At 70.2% G+C, this 17,024-nt stretch carries 15 protein-coding genes; 9 read left to right on the plus strand and 6 right to left on the minus strand.

The genetic code is table 11. The features are described 5' to 3' along the window. Nucleotides 1–28: 28 nt before the first annotated feature. Nucleotides 29–2,776, minus strand: a complete 2,748-nt coding sequence (gene aceE, locus DN051_RS26540; protein ID WP_112439635.1) for a pyruvate dehydrogenase (acetyl-transferring), homodimeric type — start codon at nt 2,774–2,776, stop codon at nt 29–31. A 536-nt stretch (nt 2,777–3,312) separates the two neighbouring features. Here aceE and DN051_RS26545 point away from each other — a divergent pair. The 6 genes from DN051_RS26545 (at nt 3,313) to DN051_RS26570 (ending at nt 7,729) form a co-directional block, all read left to right on the plus strand. After that, nucleotides 3,313–3,750 carry a DUF3052 domain-containing protein gene (locus DN051_RS26545; protein WP_053758588.1) on the plus strand — a complete coding sequence of 146 codons (438 nt, stop codon included), beginning with the start codon at nt 3,313–3,315 and terminating at the stop codon, nt 3,748–3,750. A 106-nt stretch (nt 3,751–3,856) separates the two neighbouring features. Next, a complete protein-coding gene (locus DN051_RS26550; RefSeq protein ID WP_112439636.1) occupies nt 3,857–4,315 on the plus strand; it encodes a peroxiredoxin in 459 nt (152 codons plus the stop codon). Between the two features lie 112 nt (nt 4,316–4,427). After that, nucleotides 4,428–5,003, plus strand: coding sequence for a calcium homeostasis/redox stress adaptation protein (locus DN051_RS26555; protein ID WP_053758586.1), 576 nt, complete (start codon nt 4,428–4,430; stop codon nt 5,001–5,003). Between the two features lie 102 nt (nt 5,004–5,105). Next, nucleotides 5,106–5,681, plus strand: coding sequence for a TerD family protein (locus DN051_RS26560; protein WP_053758585.1), 576 nt, complete (start codon nt 5,106–5,108; stop codon nt 5,679–5,681). A 57-nt stretch (nt 5,682–5,738) separates the two neighbouring features. Next, nucleotides 5,739–6,872, plus strand: a complete 1,134-nt coding sequence (locus DN051_RS26565) for a DUF475 domain-containing protein (RefSeq protein WP_053758584.1) — start codon at nt 5,739–5,741, stop codon at nt 6,870–6,872. 119 nt (nt 6,873–6,991) lie between these two features. Continuing rightward, nucleotides 6,992–7,729, plus strand: a complete 738-nt coding sequence (locus DN051_RS26570) for a TerD family protein (protein ID WP_053758583.1) — start codon at nt 6,992–6,994, stop codon at nt 7,727–7,729. 45 nt (nt 7,730–7,774) lie between these two features. Here the strand turns inward: DN051_RS26570 and DN051_RS26575 are convergent, their stop codons facing one another. Beyond that, complete coding sequence (locus tag DN051_RS26575) at nt 7,775–8,719, minus strand: TerD family protein (protein ID WP_053758582.1); 945 nt, start codon at nt 8,717–8,719, stop codon at nt 7,775–7,777. A 206-nt stretch (nt 8,720–8,925) separates the two neighbouring features. Between DN051_RS26575 and DN051_RS26580 the strand changes: the two genes are divergently transcribed. The 3 genes from DN051_RS26580 to DN051_RS26590 are packed head-to-tail and all read left to right on the plus strand — an operon-like array spanning nt 8,926 to nt 13,534. Continuing rightward, the gene (locus tag DN051_RS26580; RefSeq protein ID WP_112439637.1) at nt 8,926–10,095 is read left to right on the plus strand and encodes an HpcH/HpaI aldolase/citrate lyase family protein; all 1,170 of its coding nucleotides are present in this window, start codon (nt 8,926–8,928) and stop codon (nt 10,093–10,095) included. 50 nt (nt 10,096–10,145) lie between these two features. After that, nucleotides 10,146–12,722, plus strand: coding sequence for a phosphoribosyltransferase (locus DN051_RS26585; RefSeq protein WP_112439638.1), 2,577 nt, complete (start codon nt 10,146–10,148; stop codon nt 12,720–12,722). Continuing rightward, complete coding sequence (locus tag DN051_RS26590; RefSeq protein WP_053758579.1) at nt 12,722–13,534, plus strand: HAD family hydrolase; 813 nt, start codon at nt 12,722–12,724, stop codon at nt 13,532–13,534. Before DN051_RS26585 ends, DN051_RS26590 begins: the two co-directional genes overlap by 1 nt. On the opposite strand, the gene DN051_RS26595 is transcribed toward DN051_RS26590, so the two are convergent. The 4 genes from DN051_RS26595 to DN051_RS26610 all read right to left on the minus strand — a co-directional run bounded on the left by DN051_RS26595 (nt 13,452) and on the right by DN051_RS26610 (nt 16,966). Beyond that, complete coding sequence (locus DN051_RS26595; protein ID WP_079000775.1) at nt 13,452–14,345, minus strand: DedA family protein; 894 nt, start codon at nt 14,343–14,345, stop codon at nt 13,452–13,454. The two genes, DN051_RS26590 and DN051_RS26595, sit on opposite strands and share 83 nt — an antisense overlap. Nucleotides 14,346–14,540: 195 nt before the next feature. Continuing rightward, entirely contained in the window at nt 14,541–14,762 is a 222-nt protein-coding gene (locus DN051_RS26600) for an FmdB family zinc ribbon protein (protein ID WP_053758630.1), read from the minus strand. Between the two features lie 9 nt (nt 14,763–14,771). Further along, nucleotides 14,772–15,368, minus strand: a complete 597-nt coding sequence (locus tag DN051_RS26605; protein ID WP_053758578.1) for a DUF4383 domain-containing protein — start codon at nt 15,366–15,368, stop codon at nt 14,772–14,774. 200 nt (nt 15,369–15,568) lie between these two features. Next, entirely contained in the window at nt 15,569–16,966 is a 1,398-nt protein-coding gene (locus tag DN051_RS26610) for a coiled-coil domain-containing protein (protein ID WP_112439639.1), read from the minus strand. Nucleotides 16,967–17,024: the final 58 nt, after the last annotated feature.

Consider the following 17,024-nt stretch of genomic DNA (forward strand, 5'->3'; position numbering starts at 1 on the left):
ACCGCCCGGGAACCGGTTCGCCGGTGGCCTACGCGTCGCCGCCCGCGGGCCCCGGATCGGCCGCCGCGACCTCGAGCAGCTGGTAGCGGTCGATCGCCTGCTTGAGCACCGACCGGTCGACTTTGCCCTCCTTCGCGAGTTCGGCGAGGACCGCCAGCACGATCGACTGCGCGTCGATGTGGAAGAAGCGACGGGCCGCGCCGCGGGTGTCGGCGAAGCCGAAACCGTCCGCGCCCAGCGACTGGTACGTCCCCGGCACCCATCGTGCGATCTGGTCCGGGACCGACCGCATCCAGTCGGACACGGCCACGAACGGCCCTTCGGCGTCGGCCAGCTTCCGTGTCACGTACGGCACCCGCTGCTCCTCCTCGGGATGCAGCAGGTTGTGCTCCTCGCAGGCCACCGCCTCGCGCCGCAGCTCGTTCCAGGAGGTCGCGGACCAGACGTCGGCCTTCACGTTCCACTCGTCGGCGAGGATCCGCTGCGCCTGGAGCGCCCACGGCACCGCGACACCCGACGCCATGATCTGCGCCGGGACGGCCCCCGACGTTCCCTGGCTGTAGCGGTGGATGCCCTGGAGGATGCCCTCGACGTCGACGTTCGGCGGCTCGGCCGGGTGCTGGATCGGCTCGTTGTAGACGGTGAGGTAGTAGAAGACGTCCTCGCCGTGCGGATGCTCCGCGTCACCGCCGTACATCCGGCGCAGGCCGTCCTTGACGATGTGCGCGATCTCGAAGCCGAAGGCCGGGTCGTAGGCGACGCACCCCGGGTTCGTCGAGGCGAGCAGCTGGGAGTGGCCGTCCGCGTGCTGAAGACCCTCACCGGTCAACGTCGTGCGTCCGGCGGTCGCACCCAGGACGAATCCGCGCGCCAGCTGGTCGGCCATCTGCCAGAACTGGTCGCCGGTGCGCTGGAAACCGAACATCGAGTAGAAGACGTAGACCGGGATGAGCGGCTCGCCGTGTGTGGCGTAGGCCGAACCCGCCGCGATCAGCGACGCCGTGCATCCGGCCTCGGAGATGCCGTCGTGCAGCATCTGCCCGGTCGGCGACTCCTTGTAGGCGAGCAGCAGATCACGGTCCACGGACTCGTACTGCTGTCCCAGCGGGTTGTAGATCTTCGCGCTCGGGAAGAACGAATCCATGCCGAAGGTGCGGTACTCGTCCGGCGCGATCAGCACAAAACGCTTGCCGATCTCCTTGTCCCGCATGAGGTCCTTCAGGAGCCGGACAAAGGCCATGGTCGTCGCGATGGACTGCTGGCCGCTGCCCTTCTTCACGGTCGCGTACGCCTTGTCGTCCGGCAGGGCGAGCGGCCGGGACCGCACCACGCGCGTCGGGACGTACCCGCCGAGCCCCTTGCGCCGGTCGTGCATGTACTGGATCTCCTCCGAGTCGCGACCCGGGTGGTAGTACGGCGGCAGGCCGGACTCCAGCTCCCGGTCGGCGATCGGCAGGTGCAGGCGGTCCCGGAAGTGCTTGAGGTCGTCGACCGTCAGCTTCTTCATCTGGTGCGTGGCGTTGCGGCCCTCGAAGTTCGGGCCGAGCGTCCAGCCCTTGATCGTCTTGGCCAGGATGACCGTCGGCTGGCCCTTGTGCGCCTTGGCCGCCGAGAACGCCGCGAAGATCTTCCGGTGGTCGTGACCGCCCCGGCCGAGGTGCAGGATCTGGTCGTCGGTCATGTTCTCGACCATCGCCCGCAGCCGCTGGTCGTCACCGAAGAAGTGCTCGCGGATGTACGCGCCGGACTCGGTCGCGTACGTCTGGAACTGCCCGTCCGGCGTCGTGTTCATCCTGTTGACCAGCAGACCGTCCCGGTCCTGGGCGAGCAGTGGGTCCCAGGTCCGGTCCCAGATGAGCTTGATCACGTTCCAGCCGGCGCCGCGGAAGACCGATTCCAGCTCCTGGATCACCTTGCCGTTGCCGCGCACCGGCCCGTCCAGGCGCTGGAGGTTGCAGTTGACGACGAAGGTGAGGTTGTCCAGGCCCTCCCGCGCGGCGAGGCTCAGCTGGCCGAGCGACTCCGGCTCGTCCATCTCGCCGTCGCCGAGGAACGCCCACACGTGCGACCCGGAGGTGTCCGCGATGCCGCGCGCGTGCATGTACCGGTTCATCCGCGCCTGGTAGATCGCGCCGATCGGGCCGAGGCCCATCGACACGGTCGGGAACTCCCAGAACTCCGGCATCAGCCGGGGGTGCGGATAGCTGGACAGGCCGTACGGGGCCTTGGACTTCTCCTGCCGGAACCCGTCCAGGTGCCGCTCGCCGAGCCGGTCGAGGAGGAAGGCGCGGGCGTAGATGCCGGGGGAGGCGTGCCCCTGGAAGAAGACCTGGTCGCCGCCGTCGCCCTCGTCCTTGCCCCGGAAGAAGTGGTTGAAGCCGACGTCGTAGAGGGACGCCGACGAGGCGAATGTGGCGATGTGCCCTCCGACGCCGATCCCGGGCCGCTGGGCGCGTGAGACCATGACCGCGGCGTTCCAGCGTGTCGCGTTGAGGATCTTGCGCTCGATCTCCTCGTTGCCGGGGAAGAACGGCTCGTCCTTGGTGGCGATCGTGTTCACGTAGTCCGTGCTGCGCATTTCGGGCACGGCCACGCGCTTCTCGCGGGCCCGCTCGATCAGCCGGAGCATCAGGTAGCGGGCTCGTTCGCGGCCGCGCTCGTCGATGGCGGCGTCGAGCGAGTCCAGCCACTCCTGCGTCTCTTCGGGGTCGAAGTCAGGAACCTGACTCGGAAGGCCGCCAATGATGATCGGATTGCGATCGGATCCGGAAGCCACGCTGTTCCTTACCTGTCAGAGGGGATGAAGAGGGTTCGAGAGGGTTCGAGAGGGACCTGCAGAGTTCGAGAGGGATCCGGCGGGACCCGCCGGGGACCGGACGGATCGAGGAAGATCGGGAGGGGGTCGAGAGGTGATGAAGCGGGGATCACGAGAGGATCTGTCCGAGGGGCTGTGCGAAGGCCGGTTCTGCTGTGTGCCTGCACCGTTCCCCATCGTGTACCTCGGGACCGCAAACGTCATCTCTACTGTGAGGTAACCGAGACCTTCGGTCGCACTCCGGTGCAACTCCATTCGACACTGGTACCCATGGACGGTTCCCAAACGCGCAAACAGGGCAGAAAGGTGTGGTGTGTGTCACCTTCGATCTCGGCGGCATGCCTGGAGTTGCGGCGACACGGCCGGGATCGTCACCGTTTCGGCGGTCTGAACCGCCGGGTACTTGCGCGATCCGTCCCGCCCGTGTGGACTACGGCCAATGCTTCGCGCACGCGCGTGGCTGAGACATTCACCAATTCATGATCAGGAGGCAACCCGTGAGCGCGACCGCGGACCACGCGGAGGAGCGGACGAACCCTGCCGCCAGGCTGGGGTTCCAGCCCGGGCAGGTGGTCCAGGAGATCGGCTACGACGACGACGTCGACCAGGAGCTCCGCGAGGCCATCGAGGAAGCCATCGAGGGCGACCTGATGGACGAGGACTACGAGGACGTGGCCGACGCCGTCGTGCTGTGGTTCCGTGACGACGACGGCGACCTGACGGATGCGCTGGTGGATGCCACCACGTACATCGAGGAAGGCGGCGCGATCCTGCTCCTGACGCCGAAGACCGGCCGGACGGGATACGTGGAGCCGAGCGACATCTCGGAAGCCGCGACCACGGCCGGGCTGACGGCGTCCAAGAGCGTCAGCGTCGGCAAGGACTGGAGCGGCAGCCGGCTGGCGACCCCCAAGGCCGCCAAGTCCAAGCGCTGACCGCTCGCCGGTCACAGGACGGGCCGACCGCCGTCGGCCCGTCCGCCCCGGGTGGCCGCTGCGTAGGGTGAACTCGACCCGAACAGCCCCACCGGAGGGAAGCACCATGGCGATCCAGGTCGGCGACAAGGCGCCCGGCTTCGAGCTCAGGGACAACCACGGCCGGGACGTCAGGCTCTCGGACCTGCGTGGCGAGAAGAACGTCGTCCTGGTCTTCTACCCGTTCGCCTTCACCGGCGTGTGCACCGGCGAACTGTGCGAGATCCGCGACAACCTCCCCAGGTTCAGCGACCGCGACACCGAGGTGCTCGCCGTCTCCAACGACTCCATCCACACCCTGCGCGTGTTCGCCGAGCAGGAGGAGCTGGAGTACCCGCTGCTGTCGGACTTCTGGCCGCACGGCGCCGTCTCGCGCGCCTACGGCGTCTTCGACGAGGACAAGGGCTGCGCGGTGCGCGGCACCTTCGTCATCGACAAGGAGGGCGTCGTCCGCTGGACCGTCGTCAACGGCCTGCCGGACGCCCGTGACCTGAACGAGTACGTCACGGCTCTGGACGCCCTGTGATTGTTAGGTCCCAAGGCCTGCGACGAGCGGGAACCCGTCACTAGGATCGACTCGTTTGATCCGATACCGACGCACGACGGGGCACCCGCCCCTGGACACCAATGGAGGAGTCGTGGGAGTCAGCCTCAGCAAGGGCGGCAACGTTTCGCTGACCAAGGAGGCGCCGGGCCTGACCGCGGTCATCATCGGTCTGGGGTGGGACGTGCGTACCACGACCGGCACCGACTTCGACCTCGACGCGAGCGCGCTGCTGCTGAACAACTCGGGCAAGGTCGGCAGCGACCAGCACTTCATCTTCTTCAACAACCTCAAGAGCCCCGACGGCTCGGTGGAGCACACCGGTGACAACACCACCGGTGAGGGTGAGGGAGACGACGAGCAGATCAAGGTCGACCTCGCCGGCGTCCCCGCCGACATCGAGAAGATCGTCTTCCCGGTGTCGATCTACGACGCCGAGAACCGCCAGCAGTCCTTCGGTCAGGTCCGCAACGCGTTCATCCGCGTCGTGAACCAGGCCGGCGGCGCCGAGATCGCACGGTACGACCTCAGTGAGGACGCCTCGACCGAGACCGCCATGGTCTTCGGCGAGCTGTACCGGCACGGCGCGGAGTGGAAGTTCCGTGCCATCGGCCAGGGGTACGCCTCGGGCCTGCGCGGCATCGCGCAGGACTTCGGCGTGAACGTCTGAGCCCCGCCGTCCGATCGCTCCGCCGTCCGGCGCCGCACGTTTGCGTGCGGCGCCGGACGCGCAGGACAACCACATCAGTCAGCACCAGGGGAGGACAGCATCATGGGCGTCACGCTCGCCAAGGGGGGCAACGTCTCCCTGTCCAAGGCCGCGCCGAACCTCACACAGGTGATGGTCGGGCTCGGCTGGGACGCTCGTTCCACCACCGGAGCCCCGTTCGACCTCGACGCCAGTGCCCTGGTGTGCAGCAGCGGCCGGGTCCTGGGCGACGAGTGGTTCATCTTCTACAACCAGCTCAAGAGCCCGGACGGCTCGGTGGAGCACACCGGCGACAACCTCACCGGTGAGGGCGACGGCGACGACGAGTCGATCCTGCTCGACCTCTCCAAGGTGCCGGCCCACTGCGACAAGATCGTCTTCCCGGTCTCGATCCACATGGCCGACGAGCGCGGACAGACGTTCGGCCAGGTCAGCAACGCCTTCATCCGGGTCGCCAACCAGGCCGACGGCCAGGAACTCGCCCGCTACGACCTCAGTGAGGACGCCTCCACGGAGACCGCCATGATCTTCGGAGAGGTCTACCGCTACCAGGGAGAATGGAAGTTCCGGGCGGTAGGACAGGGGTACGCGTCAGGGCTGCGGGGCATCGCTCTAGACTTTGGGGTCAACGTTTCGTAAAGCCGGGTACGGCGCGGGGGAGACCCGTACACCCGTAAACAAGGGATTGGGTAGCCAGTGGTTCTGAAAACCTTCGGCTGGTCGTTCGCGGTCACCGCGCTCGGCCTGGTCGCGGCGGTCTTCTACGGGGGGTGGACCGCCTTCGGTGTAGTGGCGATCCTCTCCGTCCTCGAGATCTCGCTGTCCTTCGACAACGCAGTGGTCAACGCCGGAATCCTGAAGAAGATGAATGCCTTCTGGCAGCGGATCTTCCTCACGATCGGCATCCTGATCGCCGTCTTCGGCATGCGGCTGATCTTCCCCGTCGTCATCGTCGCGGTCAGCGCCCAGCTCGGTCCGATCGAAGCCGTGGACCTCGCGCTGACCGACAAGGACCGTTACCAGGAGCTCGTCACCGACGCGCACCCGGCGATCGCGGCCTTCGGTGGCATGTTCCTGCTGATGATCTTCCTCGACTTCATCTTCGAGGACAGGGAGATCAAGTGGCTGAGCTGGCTGGAGCGCCCGCTGGCCAAGCTCGGCAAGGTCGACATGCTCTCGGTCTGCATCGCGCTGATCGTCCTGCTGATCACCTCGATGACCTTCGCCACCCACGCCCACCTGCACGCCGGTCCGGCGAACAAGGCGGAGACGGTCCTTCTCTCAGGTGTCGCGGGACTGATCACATACATGATCGTCGGTGGTCTCTCCGGCTTCTTCGAGGACAAGCTCGAAGAGGAGGAGGAGCGCGAACACGAGCAGGAGGAAGCCGCCAAGCGCAGCGGCAAGCCCGTCATGCTGCTGGCCGGCAAGGCCGCGTTCTTCATGTTCCTCTACCTGGAGGTCCTGGACGCGTCCTTCTCCTTCGACGGTGTGATCGGCGCGTTCGCCATCACCAACGACATCGTGCTGATGGCCCTCGGCCTCGGTATCGGCGCCATGTACGTCCGGTCGCTCACCGTCTACCTGGTCCGCCAGGGCACCCTGGACGACTACGTCTACCTGGAGCACGGCGCGCACTACGCGATCGGCGCGCTCGCCGTGATCCTCCTCATCACCATCCAGTACGAGATCAGCGAGATCATCACGGGTCTGATCGGTGTCGTCCTGATCGGCTGGTCCTTCTGGTCCTCGGTGCGCCGCAACCGCGCGCTGGCGGCGGCCGAGGGAAAGGCCGGCTCGGACAAGACTGAGGTCTCGTCCGGGGTGTGACACCCCTGCGGGTGAGGAACGCTCTGAGCGGGGCGGTCATTGAGGACGGCTGGATGTCCTCGACGGCCGCCCCGTCGGTCTGTCAGCCGCAAGTGCGGCAAGCGAATGTGGGGGCGGAAATGGGCTTGTTCGACGGGCTCTGGCGCGGACGCACGGCCGACTTCGACTCGGGCAACGCGGCCACCAACGCGATCGAACTGACCAAGCGGCACAGCCAGGTGTCGCTCACCAAGCAGGGAGCGGCGACCGGGCATCTGCGCGTCAACCTGGCGTGGCGGATGCGCAGCTCCGACATCGGCGGGCCGCAGCGGGAGAGCCTGCTGCGGCACCCGTTCAAGGCCCTGAAGCCGCCGGAGGTCATGGGCCACAGCCAGAGCATGGTCAACGTCGACCTCGACCTGGGCTGCCTGTACGAGCTCCAGGACGGCACCAAGGGCGTCGTCCAGCCGCTCGGCGGCTACTTCGGCGACGTCAACGCCCCGCCGTACGTCAAGCTCAGCGGCGACGACCGGTTCGGCTCGGCGTCCGGCGAGACGATCTACATCAACCTCGACCAGCGCGAGGCCATCAAGCGCCTGCTGCTGTTCGTCTACATCTACGACCAGACCCCGGCCTTCGACCGCACCCACGCGATCGTGACGCTCTACCCGAGCAACGGACCCCGAATCGAGATCGGCCTCGACGAACGCCACCCGCAGGCCCGCTCCTGCGCCGTCGTGATGATCGAGAACGTCAAGAACGAGATATGGGTCCGCCGCGAGGTGAAGTTCGTCTACGGCTTCCAGGCGGAGCTGGACCGGCTCTACGGCTGGGGCCTGCAGTGGGGCCGCGGCCACAAGATGAAGTCCCAACGCTGAGGCGCCCAGGGGCCCGGCCGGCTGCGGAGCCCCCGGGGCCGGGCGTCACCGCCCGATGAACTGCGGCCCCTGCGGCGGCAGCCGGAAATCGGGATCCGGCGCGCCGGACGAGGTCGGCGCCGGCGGGGGATACCCGTACCCGGACTGCGCGGTCGCGGGCGGCGCCTGCGGATACCCGTAGGCGGGCTGGCTGCTGGGCTGCGGATAGCCGTACGCGGGCTGACTCGCCGCCGCGGGCTGCGTCTGCGGCAGGCGCACCGTCTGCGGCGGCGCCTGCGGTACGGGCATCGTCTGCGGCGGCGCCTGCGGATACCCGTACGAGGGCTGCCCGCTCTGCTGCGGCACCCCCGCGGCCGGCTGCTCCGGCGGCAGCGGACGCGACAGCTCCGGCGCGGACGGTGACGACTGCGCCGCGGCGGCCGCCGCGGTACCGTGCGCGGCTGCCTCCGACTCGTCGACCGAGATCCCGAAGTCCGTCGCGAGGCCCTTGAGCCCGTTCGAATACCCCTCCCCGAGCGCCCGGAACTTCCAGCCGTCGCCGCGCCGGTACAGCTCGCCGCAGATCAACGCGGTCTCCTCGCCGGTCTCCGGCTTCACGTCGAAATACGCGAGCGCCTCACCGTCGGGTGCGGCGGCGTCGTACAGCAGGATGCGCAGGGTCCGTACGCAGTCGAACGCCACGCCGTCCGCCGAAGCGACCAGAAGAATCTGGCTGACGTCGGACTCGACACCGGACAGATCTGTCTGGATCGTGTCGGTCAGGCCCTCGGTGCCGCGCTTTTTGCCGAGGCGCCAGACCTTTCCGGAGGGGTGCCGGGGCTGGTTGTAGAAGACAAAATCCTCGTCGGAGCGCACACGGCCGTCGGGGCCGAGGAGCAGCGCCGACGCGTCGATGTCCGGGACCCCCTGCCCGGGGGTCCAGCGCAGCACCGCACGTACCGTTGTGGCTTCGAGCGGGACGTTCGACCCCTTCAGCATCGCGTGCGTCATGCGGTCATCCTGCCCTCTCGGTCCTGCTCACGACAACGCGGGGGTCGACGGTGCTGATCGCCCCGCACATCCCGCGACATGACACTGCTTTTCCTGCGTTACCTGAAATTCATGCCCAGCGGGAACCCCTGACATGGACTCCTACGTACTATTACCGGCCACCTTTACCCGTCACATTGGCCACTCAGTCACCCCGGGGGAGCTTTATGCGACATTTCGGGCACATCGCCCCTGAGGTGCGGCAGCGCCTCTTCCATCAAGAGCCGTGCGAATTCACCGCCGGCTCCCCGGCCCGGCTGCTCTCCGCCGCGCTGGGTGCCACGCTGTACAGCCCGGCGACCAGACCCCGGCTCGCCGACGACGTCCTCAAGCAGACCGGACGCGGCGTGGCCTCGATGGTGCTGTGCCTGGAGGACTCCATCGACGACGCGGAGGTCGACGCGGGCGAGAAGAACCTCGTCCGCCAGTTCACCGACCTGGCCGCGCGCACCGACGGCGTCGAGCCCTCGCTGCTGTTCATCCGGGTCCGTACGCCCGAGCAGATCCCCGACCTGGTCCACCGCCTCGGCCCGGCCGCGCGTCTGCTGTCCGGATTCGTACTGCCGAAGTTCACCCAGGAACGCGGCATCCCCTTCCTGGAGGCCGTGGCCGCCGCCGAGGCGAGGAGCGGACACCGCCTCTTCGCGATGCCGGTCCTGGAATCCCCGGAGCTGCTGTACCGGGAGTCGCGGGTCGAGACCCTGGAGGGCATCTCCCGGGCCGTCGAGAAGTACCGCGACCGGGTGCTCGCCCTGCGCCTGGGCGTGACGGACTTCTGCTCCTCGTACGGGCTGCGCAGAGCGCCCGACATGACCGCCTACGACGTCCAGATCGTCGCCAACGTGATCGGCGACGTCGTCAACATGCTGGGACGCGCCGACGGCACCGGGTTCACGGTGACCGGCCCGGTGTGGGAGTACTTCCGGGTGCAGGAACGTATGTTCAAGCCCCAGCTGCGCCGCAGCCCCTTCCTCGAGGGGCAGGCCGAGGAACTGCGCGAGGCCCTGATCGAGCACGCCATGGACGGGCTGCTGCGGGAGATTACGCTTGACCAGGCCAACGGACTGCTCGGCAAGACCTGCATCCACCCCTCGCACGTGCTGCCCGTGCACGCACTGTCGGTGGTCAGCCACGAGGAGTACAGCGACGCGCAGGACATCCTGCGGCCGGAGCGGCTGGGCGGCGGCGTGCTGCGATCGGCATACACGAACAAAATGAACGAGGTGAAGCCGCACCGGGCCTGGGCCGAGCGGACCCTGCTGCGCGCCGAGGTGTTCGGCGTGGCCAACGAGGACATCGGATTCGTGGAACTGCTGGCCGCCGGAATCCCCGGCTGAGTGCCGTCCGGGAACGGCGCACCGCCACCGCCGCCGAACACAAGGAACCCATGGACAAGGCAGTGAACAACGGGGTCGACCGGGCCGACGGGACATGGTCCGGTACCTGGGTCGCCGAGCGGCTCGGGGTCGAGCTCACCGGCGACGACACGCTGACCGACCTGCTCGGACTCGCCCTGCGGCGCAACCCCAAGCGGGCGCATCTGCTCGTGTCGAACGTCCTCGGCAAGCACGTACCGCAGTCCCCGTCGGTCGTGTACGGCTCCGGCTTCGCCCTCGGGCGCAGGGTGCGGGAACTGCTCGGCGCCGACGCCGCGCACGTCGCGGTCGTCCTCGGCTACGCCGAGACCGCCACCGGGCTCGGCCACGCCGTCGCCGACGGCCTCGGCTCCGCGCCCTACCTGCACTCCACCCGGCGCCCCGTGCGCGGCGTCGTCCGGGCCGGCGGCTTCGAGGAGTCCCATTCGCACGCCACCTCGCATCTGCTGCTGCCCGAGGAGCCGGACCTGCTCGCCGGTGACGGGCCGCTGGTCCTGGTCGACGACGAGTTCTCCACCGGCAACACCGTCCTGAACACCCTGCGGGACCTGCACGAGCGCCACCCGCGCGACCGCTACGTCGTCGTCGCGCTGATCGACATGCGCTCGCCCGCCGACCAGGGCCGCCTCGCGGAGCTGGCCGACGAGCTGGGCGCCCGCGTGGACCTCGTCGCGACGGCCCGGGGGACCGTGCTGCTGCCCGACGACGTCCTGGAGAAGGGCCAGGCCCTGGTCGCCGAGCACCACCCGGCCGCACCCGCCGCCGCGGAGCGCATATCCCCGCAGCCCGACGGCGCCGGCGTCGCGTCCGCACCCGCCGGGGGCGACCCCGCCGCGCCACCGGAGACCTCCGGCCCCTCGGCCGGGTCCGCACCCGTCCGGGCCGGAGCCGTCGCCCGCGTCGACCTGCGGTGGCCCGCCGGTGTGCCCGACGGCGGCCGGCACGGCTTCACCACCACCCACCGCAGACGCCTGGAAGCGGCCCTCCCGGCCATGGGCGCCCGTCTCGCCGAAGCCCTTCCGTCCGGCGCCCGGCGCGTCCTGGTGCTCGGTTTCGAGGAGCTGATGTACGCGCCGCTCCGCCTCGCCCGAGAGCTGGAACAACTCGTACCGGCGGCCGAAACACGCTTCTCGACCACCACCCGCTCACCCGTCCTCGCGGTCGACGACCCCGGCTACGCCATCCGCACCCGCCTGGTCTTCCCGGCCCACGACGACCCGGCCGACGGCCCCGGCGAGCGGTACGCCTACAACGTCGCGGGCGCCGGCTTCGACGCCGTGGTCGCCGTCGTCGACTCGGCCGCCGACACCGCCCCGCTGCACGCGCCCGACGGGCTCCTCGCCCAGCTCGCCGCCCACATCCCGCACGTCCTGCTCGCCGTCGTACCGTCGTACGTCCCCGAAGCGGCGTACGCCTCCGAAAGGCCCTCCGTGCTGCCCGAGCCCCTCCGCGGCCCCGCCTTCTCCTCGTACGCGCCCGAAGAGGTCGGCTGGCTGCTCCAGGACCTGTCGGACGTGACCCTGGAGGCGCCGACGGAGGAGCGCGAGGAAGCCATCCAGAGCGGCGGCGCGCACTACGCGGAGTCCCTGCCGGTGGAGTACCAGCCCAGCGAGCAGTACCAGAACCTCTTCCACGCGGCACTGGAGACCTCCGCGACGCGCATCGCCCACGCCGTCGGCGTGGTCACCGAGACCGTCCTGGCCGAACGCTCCCCCCGCCCCGTCCTCGTCTCACTGGCCCGCGCGGGCACCCCGGTCGGAGTCCTGATGCGCCGCTGGGCCCAGCACCGGCACGGCCTCGACCTGGCCCACTACGCCGTGTCCATCGTGCGCGGCCGCGGCATCGACGCCAACGCGCTGCGCTGGCTGGCCGACCGGCACGACCCGCGCGACGTCGTCTTCGTCGACGGCTGGACGGGCAAGGGCGCCATCACCCGCGAACTGGCCGCCGCGCTGCGCGAGTTCGAGGAGGCGGAAGGCGTCACCGGCTTCGACCCGGAGATCGCCGTGCTCGCCGACCCCGGTTCCTGCGTCCGCACCTACGGCACCCGCGAGGACTACCTGATCCCCTCGGCCTGCCTCAACTCCACCGTGTCGGGCCTCATATCGCGCACCGTCCTGCGCGCCGACCTGGTCGGCCCGAACGACTACCACGGCGCCAAGTTCTACCGCGAACTCGCCGGCGCGGACGTCTCCACCGCCTTCCTCGACGCCGTCTCCGCCCGCTTCGACGACGTCCTCGACTCCGCGCAGGCCGCCGTCAAGGAACTGCTGGCCGCCGACCGCACCCCCACCTGGGAGGGCTGGGCCGCCGTCGAGCGGATCAGCGAGGAGTACGGCATCCACGACGTCAACCTCGTCAAACCCGGCGTCGGCGAGACCACCCGCGTCCTGCTGCGCCGCGTGCCGTGGAAGATCCTGGCCCGCGCCGGAGCGGGCGCCGACCTCGACCACGTCCGGCTGCTCGCCGAGCAGCGCGGCGTACCCGTCGAGGAGGTCACCGAACTGCCCTACACCTGCGTGGGGTTGATCCATCCCAAGTACACACGTGGCGCCACGGGCGCCGACGGAAAGGCGGTGGCGGTCTGATGCCGGTGCTGGTGGCCAGCGACCTGGACCGTACGCTCATCTACTCGTCCGCGGCACTGGCGCTGACCATGCCGGACGCCCGTGCGCCGCGGCTGCTGTGCGTCGAGGTGCACGAGAGCAGGCCGCTGTCGTACATGACCGAGACCTCGGCGGGACTGCTCACGGACCTCGCCGACTCCGCGGTCTTCGTGCCGACCACGACCCGCACCCGCAAGCAGTACCAGCGGATCAACCTCCCGGGCCCCATGCCGAAGTACGCGATCTGCGCGAACGGCGGCCACCTGCTGGTGGACGGTGTGTCCGACCCGGACTGGCACGCGCGCGTGACCGCCCGGCTGGCCGACGAGTGCGCCTCCCTCGCCGAGGTGCAGGAACACCTGCTGACCAGCGCGGACCCGGTCTGGGTGCGCAAGCAGCGGGTCGCCGACGACCTGTTCGCCTACCTCGTCGTCGAGCGGGAACTGCTGCCCGAGGACTGGGTGAAGGAACTCGGCGTATGGGCCGAGAACCGCGGCTGGACCGTGTCCTTGCAGGGCCGCAAGATCTACGCCGTGCCGAAGCCGCTCACCAAGAGCGCCGCAGTGCACGAGGTCGCCCGGCGCACCGGCGCCGACCTCGTCCTCGCGGCGGGCGACTCCCTCCTCGACGCCGACCTGCTGCTCGCCGCGGACCGGGGCTGGCGTCCGGGACACGGCGAGCTGGCCGACAGCGGCTGGGGCGCGCCGGAGATCACCGCTCTCCCCGAGCGGGGTGTGCTGGCCGGGGAGCGGATCCTGCGGGAGTTCCTCCGGGCGTCGCGCGAGCTGCCGTAGGGGCCGGAGCGGGCGCGCCGGGCGCGCGGCGCGGTGGGTCGGCGGGTGCCGGGGCGGGCGTACGGCGGGTGGCGCCGGCCGGTGCCGGGGCGGAACCGGTCTCCGTCGTGTCGCCGTCCCCGCGCCCGCGGCGCCTGGCTCCGCCGCCGGGACGCAGCAGCCGTACGACGACGAAGGCGAGGACCGCGAGCCCGGCGGCGGCGAGCACCACCTTCGAATAGGTCGAGACGAGAGCCGTGACCTCGGTCCACTTCTCGCCCAGCGCGTACCCGGCGAGCACGAACACGGTGTTCCAGATCGCGCTGCCCAGCGCGGTGAGCCCGAGGAACACGGGCAGGCGCATCCGCTCGACGCCCGCGGGCACGGAGATCAGGCTGCGGAAGATCGGGACCATGCGCCCGAAGAACACGGCCTTGGTGCCGTGCCGGACGAACCAGGCCTCCGTCCGCTCGATGTCCGCCACCTTCACCAGCGGCAGCCGGGCGGCTGTCGCGAGGGTGCGGTCGCGGCCGAGCAGCGCCCCGACGCCGTAGAGCGCGAGCGCGCCGATCACCGAGCCGGCCGTCGTCCACAGCAGCGCGGCGTACAGATTCATCTGTCCCGTGCTGGCGGCGAACCCCGCCAGCGGCAGGATCACCTCGCTGGGCAGGGGAGGGAAGAGGTTTTCCAGCGCGACCGCGAGGCCGGCGCCCGGCGCGCCCAGCGTCTCCATGAGATCGCTGATCCACTGGGGAGCGCCGGCAGCGGCGCCGTCCGCGGCGAGCGCCGGCGTCGGTGTCGTCATGGCCGTCTGCGCTGCGATGGCTGTCATGCGATCACGCTAGGGAACCGAAGCTGAAGAGAACCTGAGGAAGACGGGGCGCCGAGGGCGCCGGGGGACGGGGATCGGGCGGGTCGACGGGTGTGGGCCGACGGGTGGGCCCACGGCCGTCGACCCACGGTTGCGGGTCAACGGTTGCCGGCGGACCGCCGTAGGCACCCGGTCGGCGAGGACGCCGCCGGCCCGTCAGCCGCAGCAGCCCCCGCCGCAGCAGCCGCCTCCGCCCCCGCCGGCTCGCGGCGCCGCCGCCGGGGCGGCGGCGGAACCGCCCACCGCCACCGTCGACAGCAGCTTCACGGTGTCGTCGTGGCCCGTGGGGCAGGTCGCCGGGGCGGACGACTCGGCCATCGGGCGGCTCAGTTCGAACGTGTCGCCGCAGGTCCGGCAGCGGTACTCGTAGCGAGGCATGTACACAGGTTAACGGCCGCTCTCCGGTGGCCGTGGTGATTCGTCGCGTGCCAGGGCCTTCTGCCCGGCCGCAGGCCCGACCGGCTGCCGCGGCTCCTGTTCGACCAGGTCGGGGTGGCGGGCCCGCCAGTACGGGTTGTCGTGCGGTAGCGCCGAGCCCACCCTCCCGTACATCCCGAAGAACATCAGCACCACCCCGAAGATGAAGCTGAACAGCACGTTCTGGATGCGGAAGGCGAGGAAGTTGTACTCCGTGTCCAGGAGTCCCAGGTTCACGAAGCCACTGAGGATGAAGGCGATCCCGACCACCATGTTGAGGGTCGAGGCGAAGTTGCCGCCGATCACCATGCCCACGAAAAGCAGCAGCCCGATGCAGATCGACAGGACGCTGAGGGTGCCGTTGGTGTTCAGGCCGGCGACCTGGTCCCCGCGGGTGTCGAAGAAGCCGATCTTGTTGATCAGGCCGAGAATGCCGAACGCGACGAGTACGAGTCCCATCAGACCCGCGCCGAAGCGGTAGACCTGGTTCAGGTGGTGGTCGACCGGAAGGTGCTTGTCGAGTTGGATGCGCTGCCGCGTGCTCTCGTGCACTGCGTGTGTGGCCATGTCCGTCTCCCTCGGGCGTGAGCGGAGGCCGTGCTTCCCATTCTCCTCAATATCCGCCCGTCCGGCCCGCGCGGGCAACACGACCGGCAGCCGCGCGGGCCGGACGGCCGGCAGTCGCCCCGGCAACACGACCGGCAGTCGCCCGGGGCGATCGCCCAGGCGGGCGGCCCCGCGGTCGTCCCGTGTGGTCGCCCCGGCCGCTACTGGCCGGTGGCGCCCCCGCGCTCCTCGCGGATCTGCGACACAACCCGGGCCACCGCCCGCCGGACCGCCTCGGTCTCGGTGAGGAAATGCCAGTAGTCGGGGTGCCGGCCGTCCAGGGTCGCGATCGCCCGCTCCAGTCGCCCTACCGAGTCGTCCAGGGGACGGGCGTGGCGCGGGTCGGGGGTGTTCCGGCCGGCCATGGCCAGCCGCTGGGCGTCCCGGATCGCGAACCGGGTCCGCTCGATCTCCTGCTGCGGGTCCTTCTGCACGGCGTTCAGCCGCTGGAGCCGGTCGCCGGCGGCCGACACCGCCTCGTCGGTGGAGTTCAGCAGCGCCCGGACCGTCGACAGCAGCGCGGTCGCGTCCGGCCACCGCTGGGCGTCGCGCGCGGCCCGGGCCTCGGTGAGCTTCAGCTCCGCCTGCCGGACCGCCTCGGCGGCCTGCCGGGGCACGGGCTGGAGGTCCTGCCAGCAGGCCACGGCGAACCGCCGCCGCAGCTCGCTCAGCACCGGCTCCACCTGGCCGGCCCGTGTGGTCAGGGCCTGGGCACGCGTACGCAGGGAGACCAGCCGGTGATCGATCTCGGCGGCCCGCTCCGGCAGCCGTTCGGCCTCCGCGCGGATCGTCTCCGCCTCGCGGGCGACGCGCTCGGCCCGCTCCAGGGTCTGGGGGACGCCGTGCTGCCCGGCGCCCTGGTTCAACCTGGTCAGCTCCGGGGCGAGAGCGGCGAGACGCGCGGCGAGGTCGTCCGCCCGCAGGCCCGATCCCCGCGCGGTGTCAAGGGCGTTGGAGGCGGCCAGCAGCGACTGCCGTGCGCGCTCCACGGCGGGGGCCAGCCGGGCGAGCTGGGTCTCGGCCTTGCCGAGCAGCGGACCGAGGCCTTCCGCGAACCGGTCCAGATCCTTCTTGACGCGGCCGAGCTCGTCCTTGGCCTTGGTCAGTTCGGTGCGGGCGCGGACGGCGGCCGAGGCCTCCAGATCGTCACGGTCGAGGTCGTGGGCGTCGACCGCGTCGATGTAGTGGTGGCTGGCCTCGTCGATACGGCGGCCCAGCGCCTCGAAGTCCGTGGCGGCGCGGCGCGCGGCCGGCGAGTCGTCGACGGCGGCGATCGTCTCGATCGAGATCCGCAGGTCGCGCTGGGCGGTGTCGAGTTCGTAGAACGCGGCCGCCGCGGCGTCCTTGGCCGCCTGCGCCTCGGCGCGCTGGCTCTCGCCGCGCCCGCCGAACCAGCGCCGGGTGCCGCCGCCGGCGAACGCGGCCGGCAGCACCAGCGCGGCGACCAGCGGAAGAGTCATCAGGGCAACGGTGTCACGGAGCGCCGCGGCCACCCGGAAGGGGCCGCTGCGGGCGTGCGGCATCGACGGCGAGTCCGGCTGAGGTGGTGTCGCCGTCACATCCCTCTCCCGTGCTGTCATCCGCCCTGCCCGGTGTCATTCTCCCACCGGTTAAGGA

This window comes from Streptomyces cadmiisoli, from assembly GCF_003261055.1.
In the GTDB taxonomy this organism is placed as follows: domain Bacteria; phylum Actinomycetota; class Actinomycetes; order Streptomycetales; family Streptomycetaceae; genus Streptomyces; species Streptomyces cadmiisoli.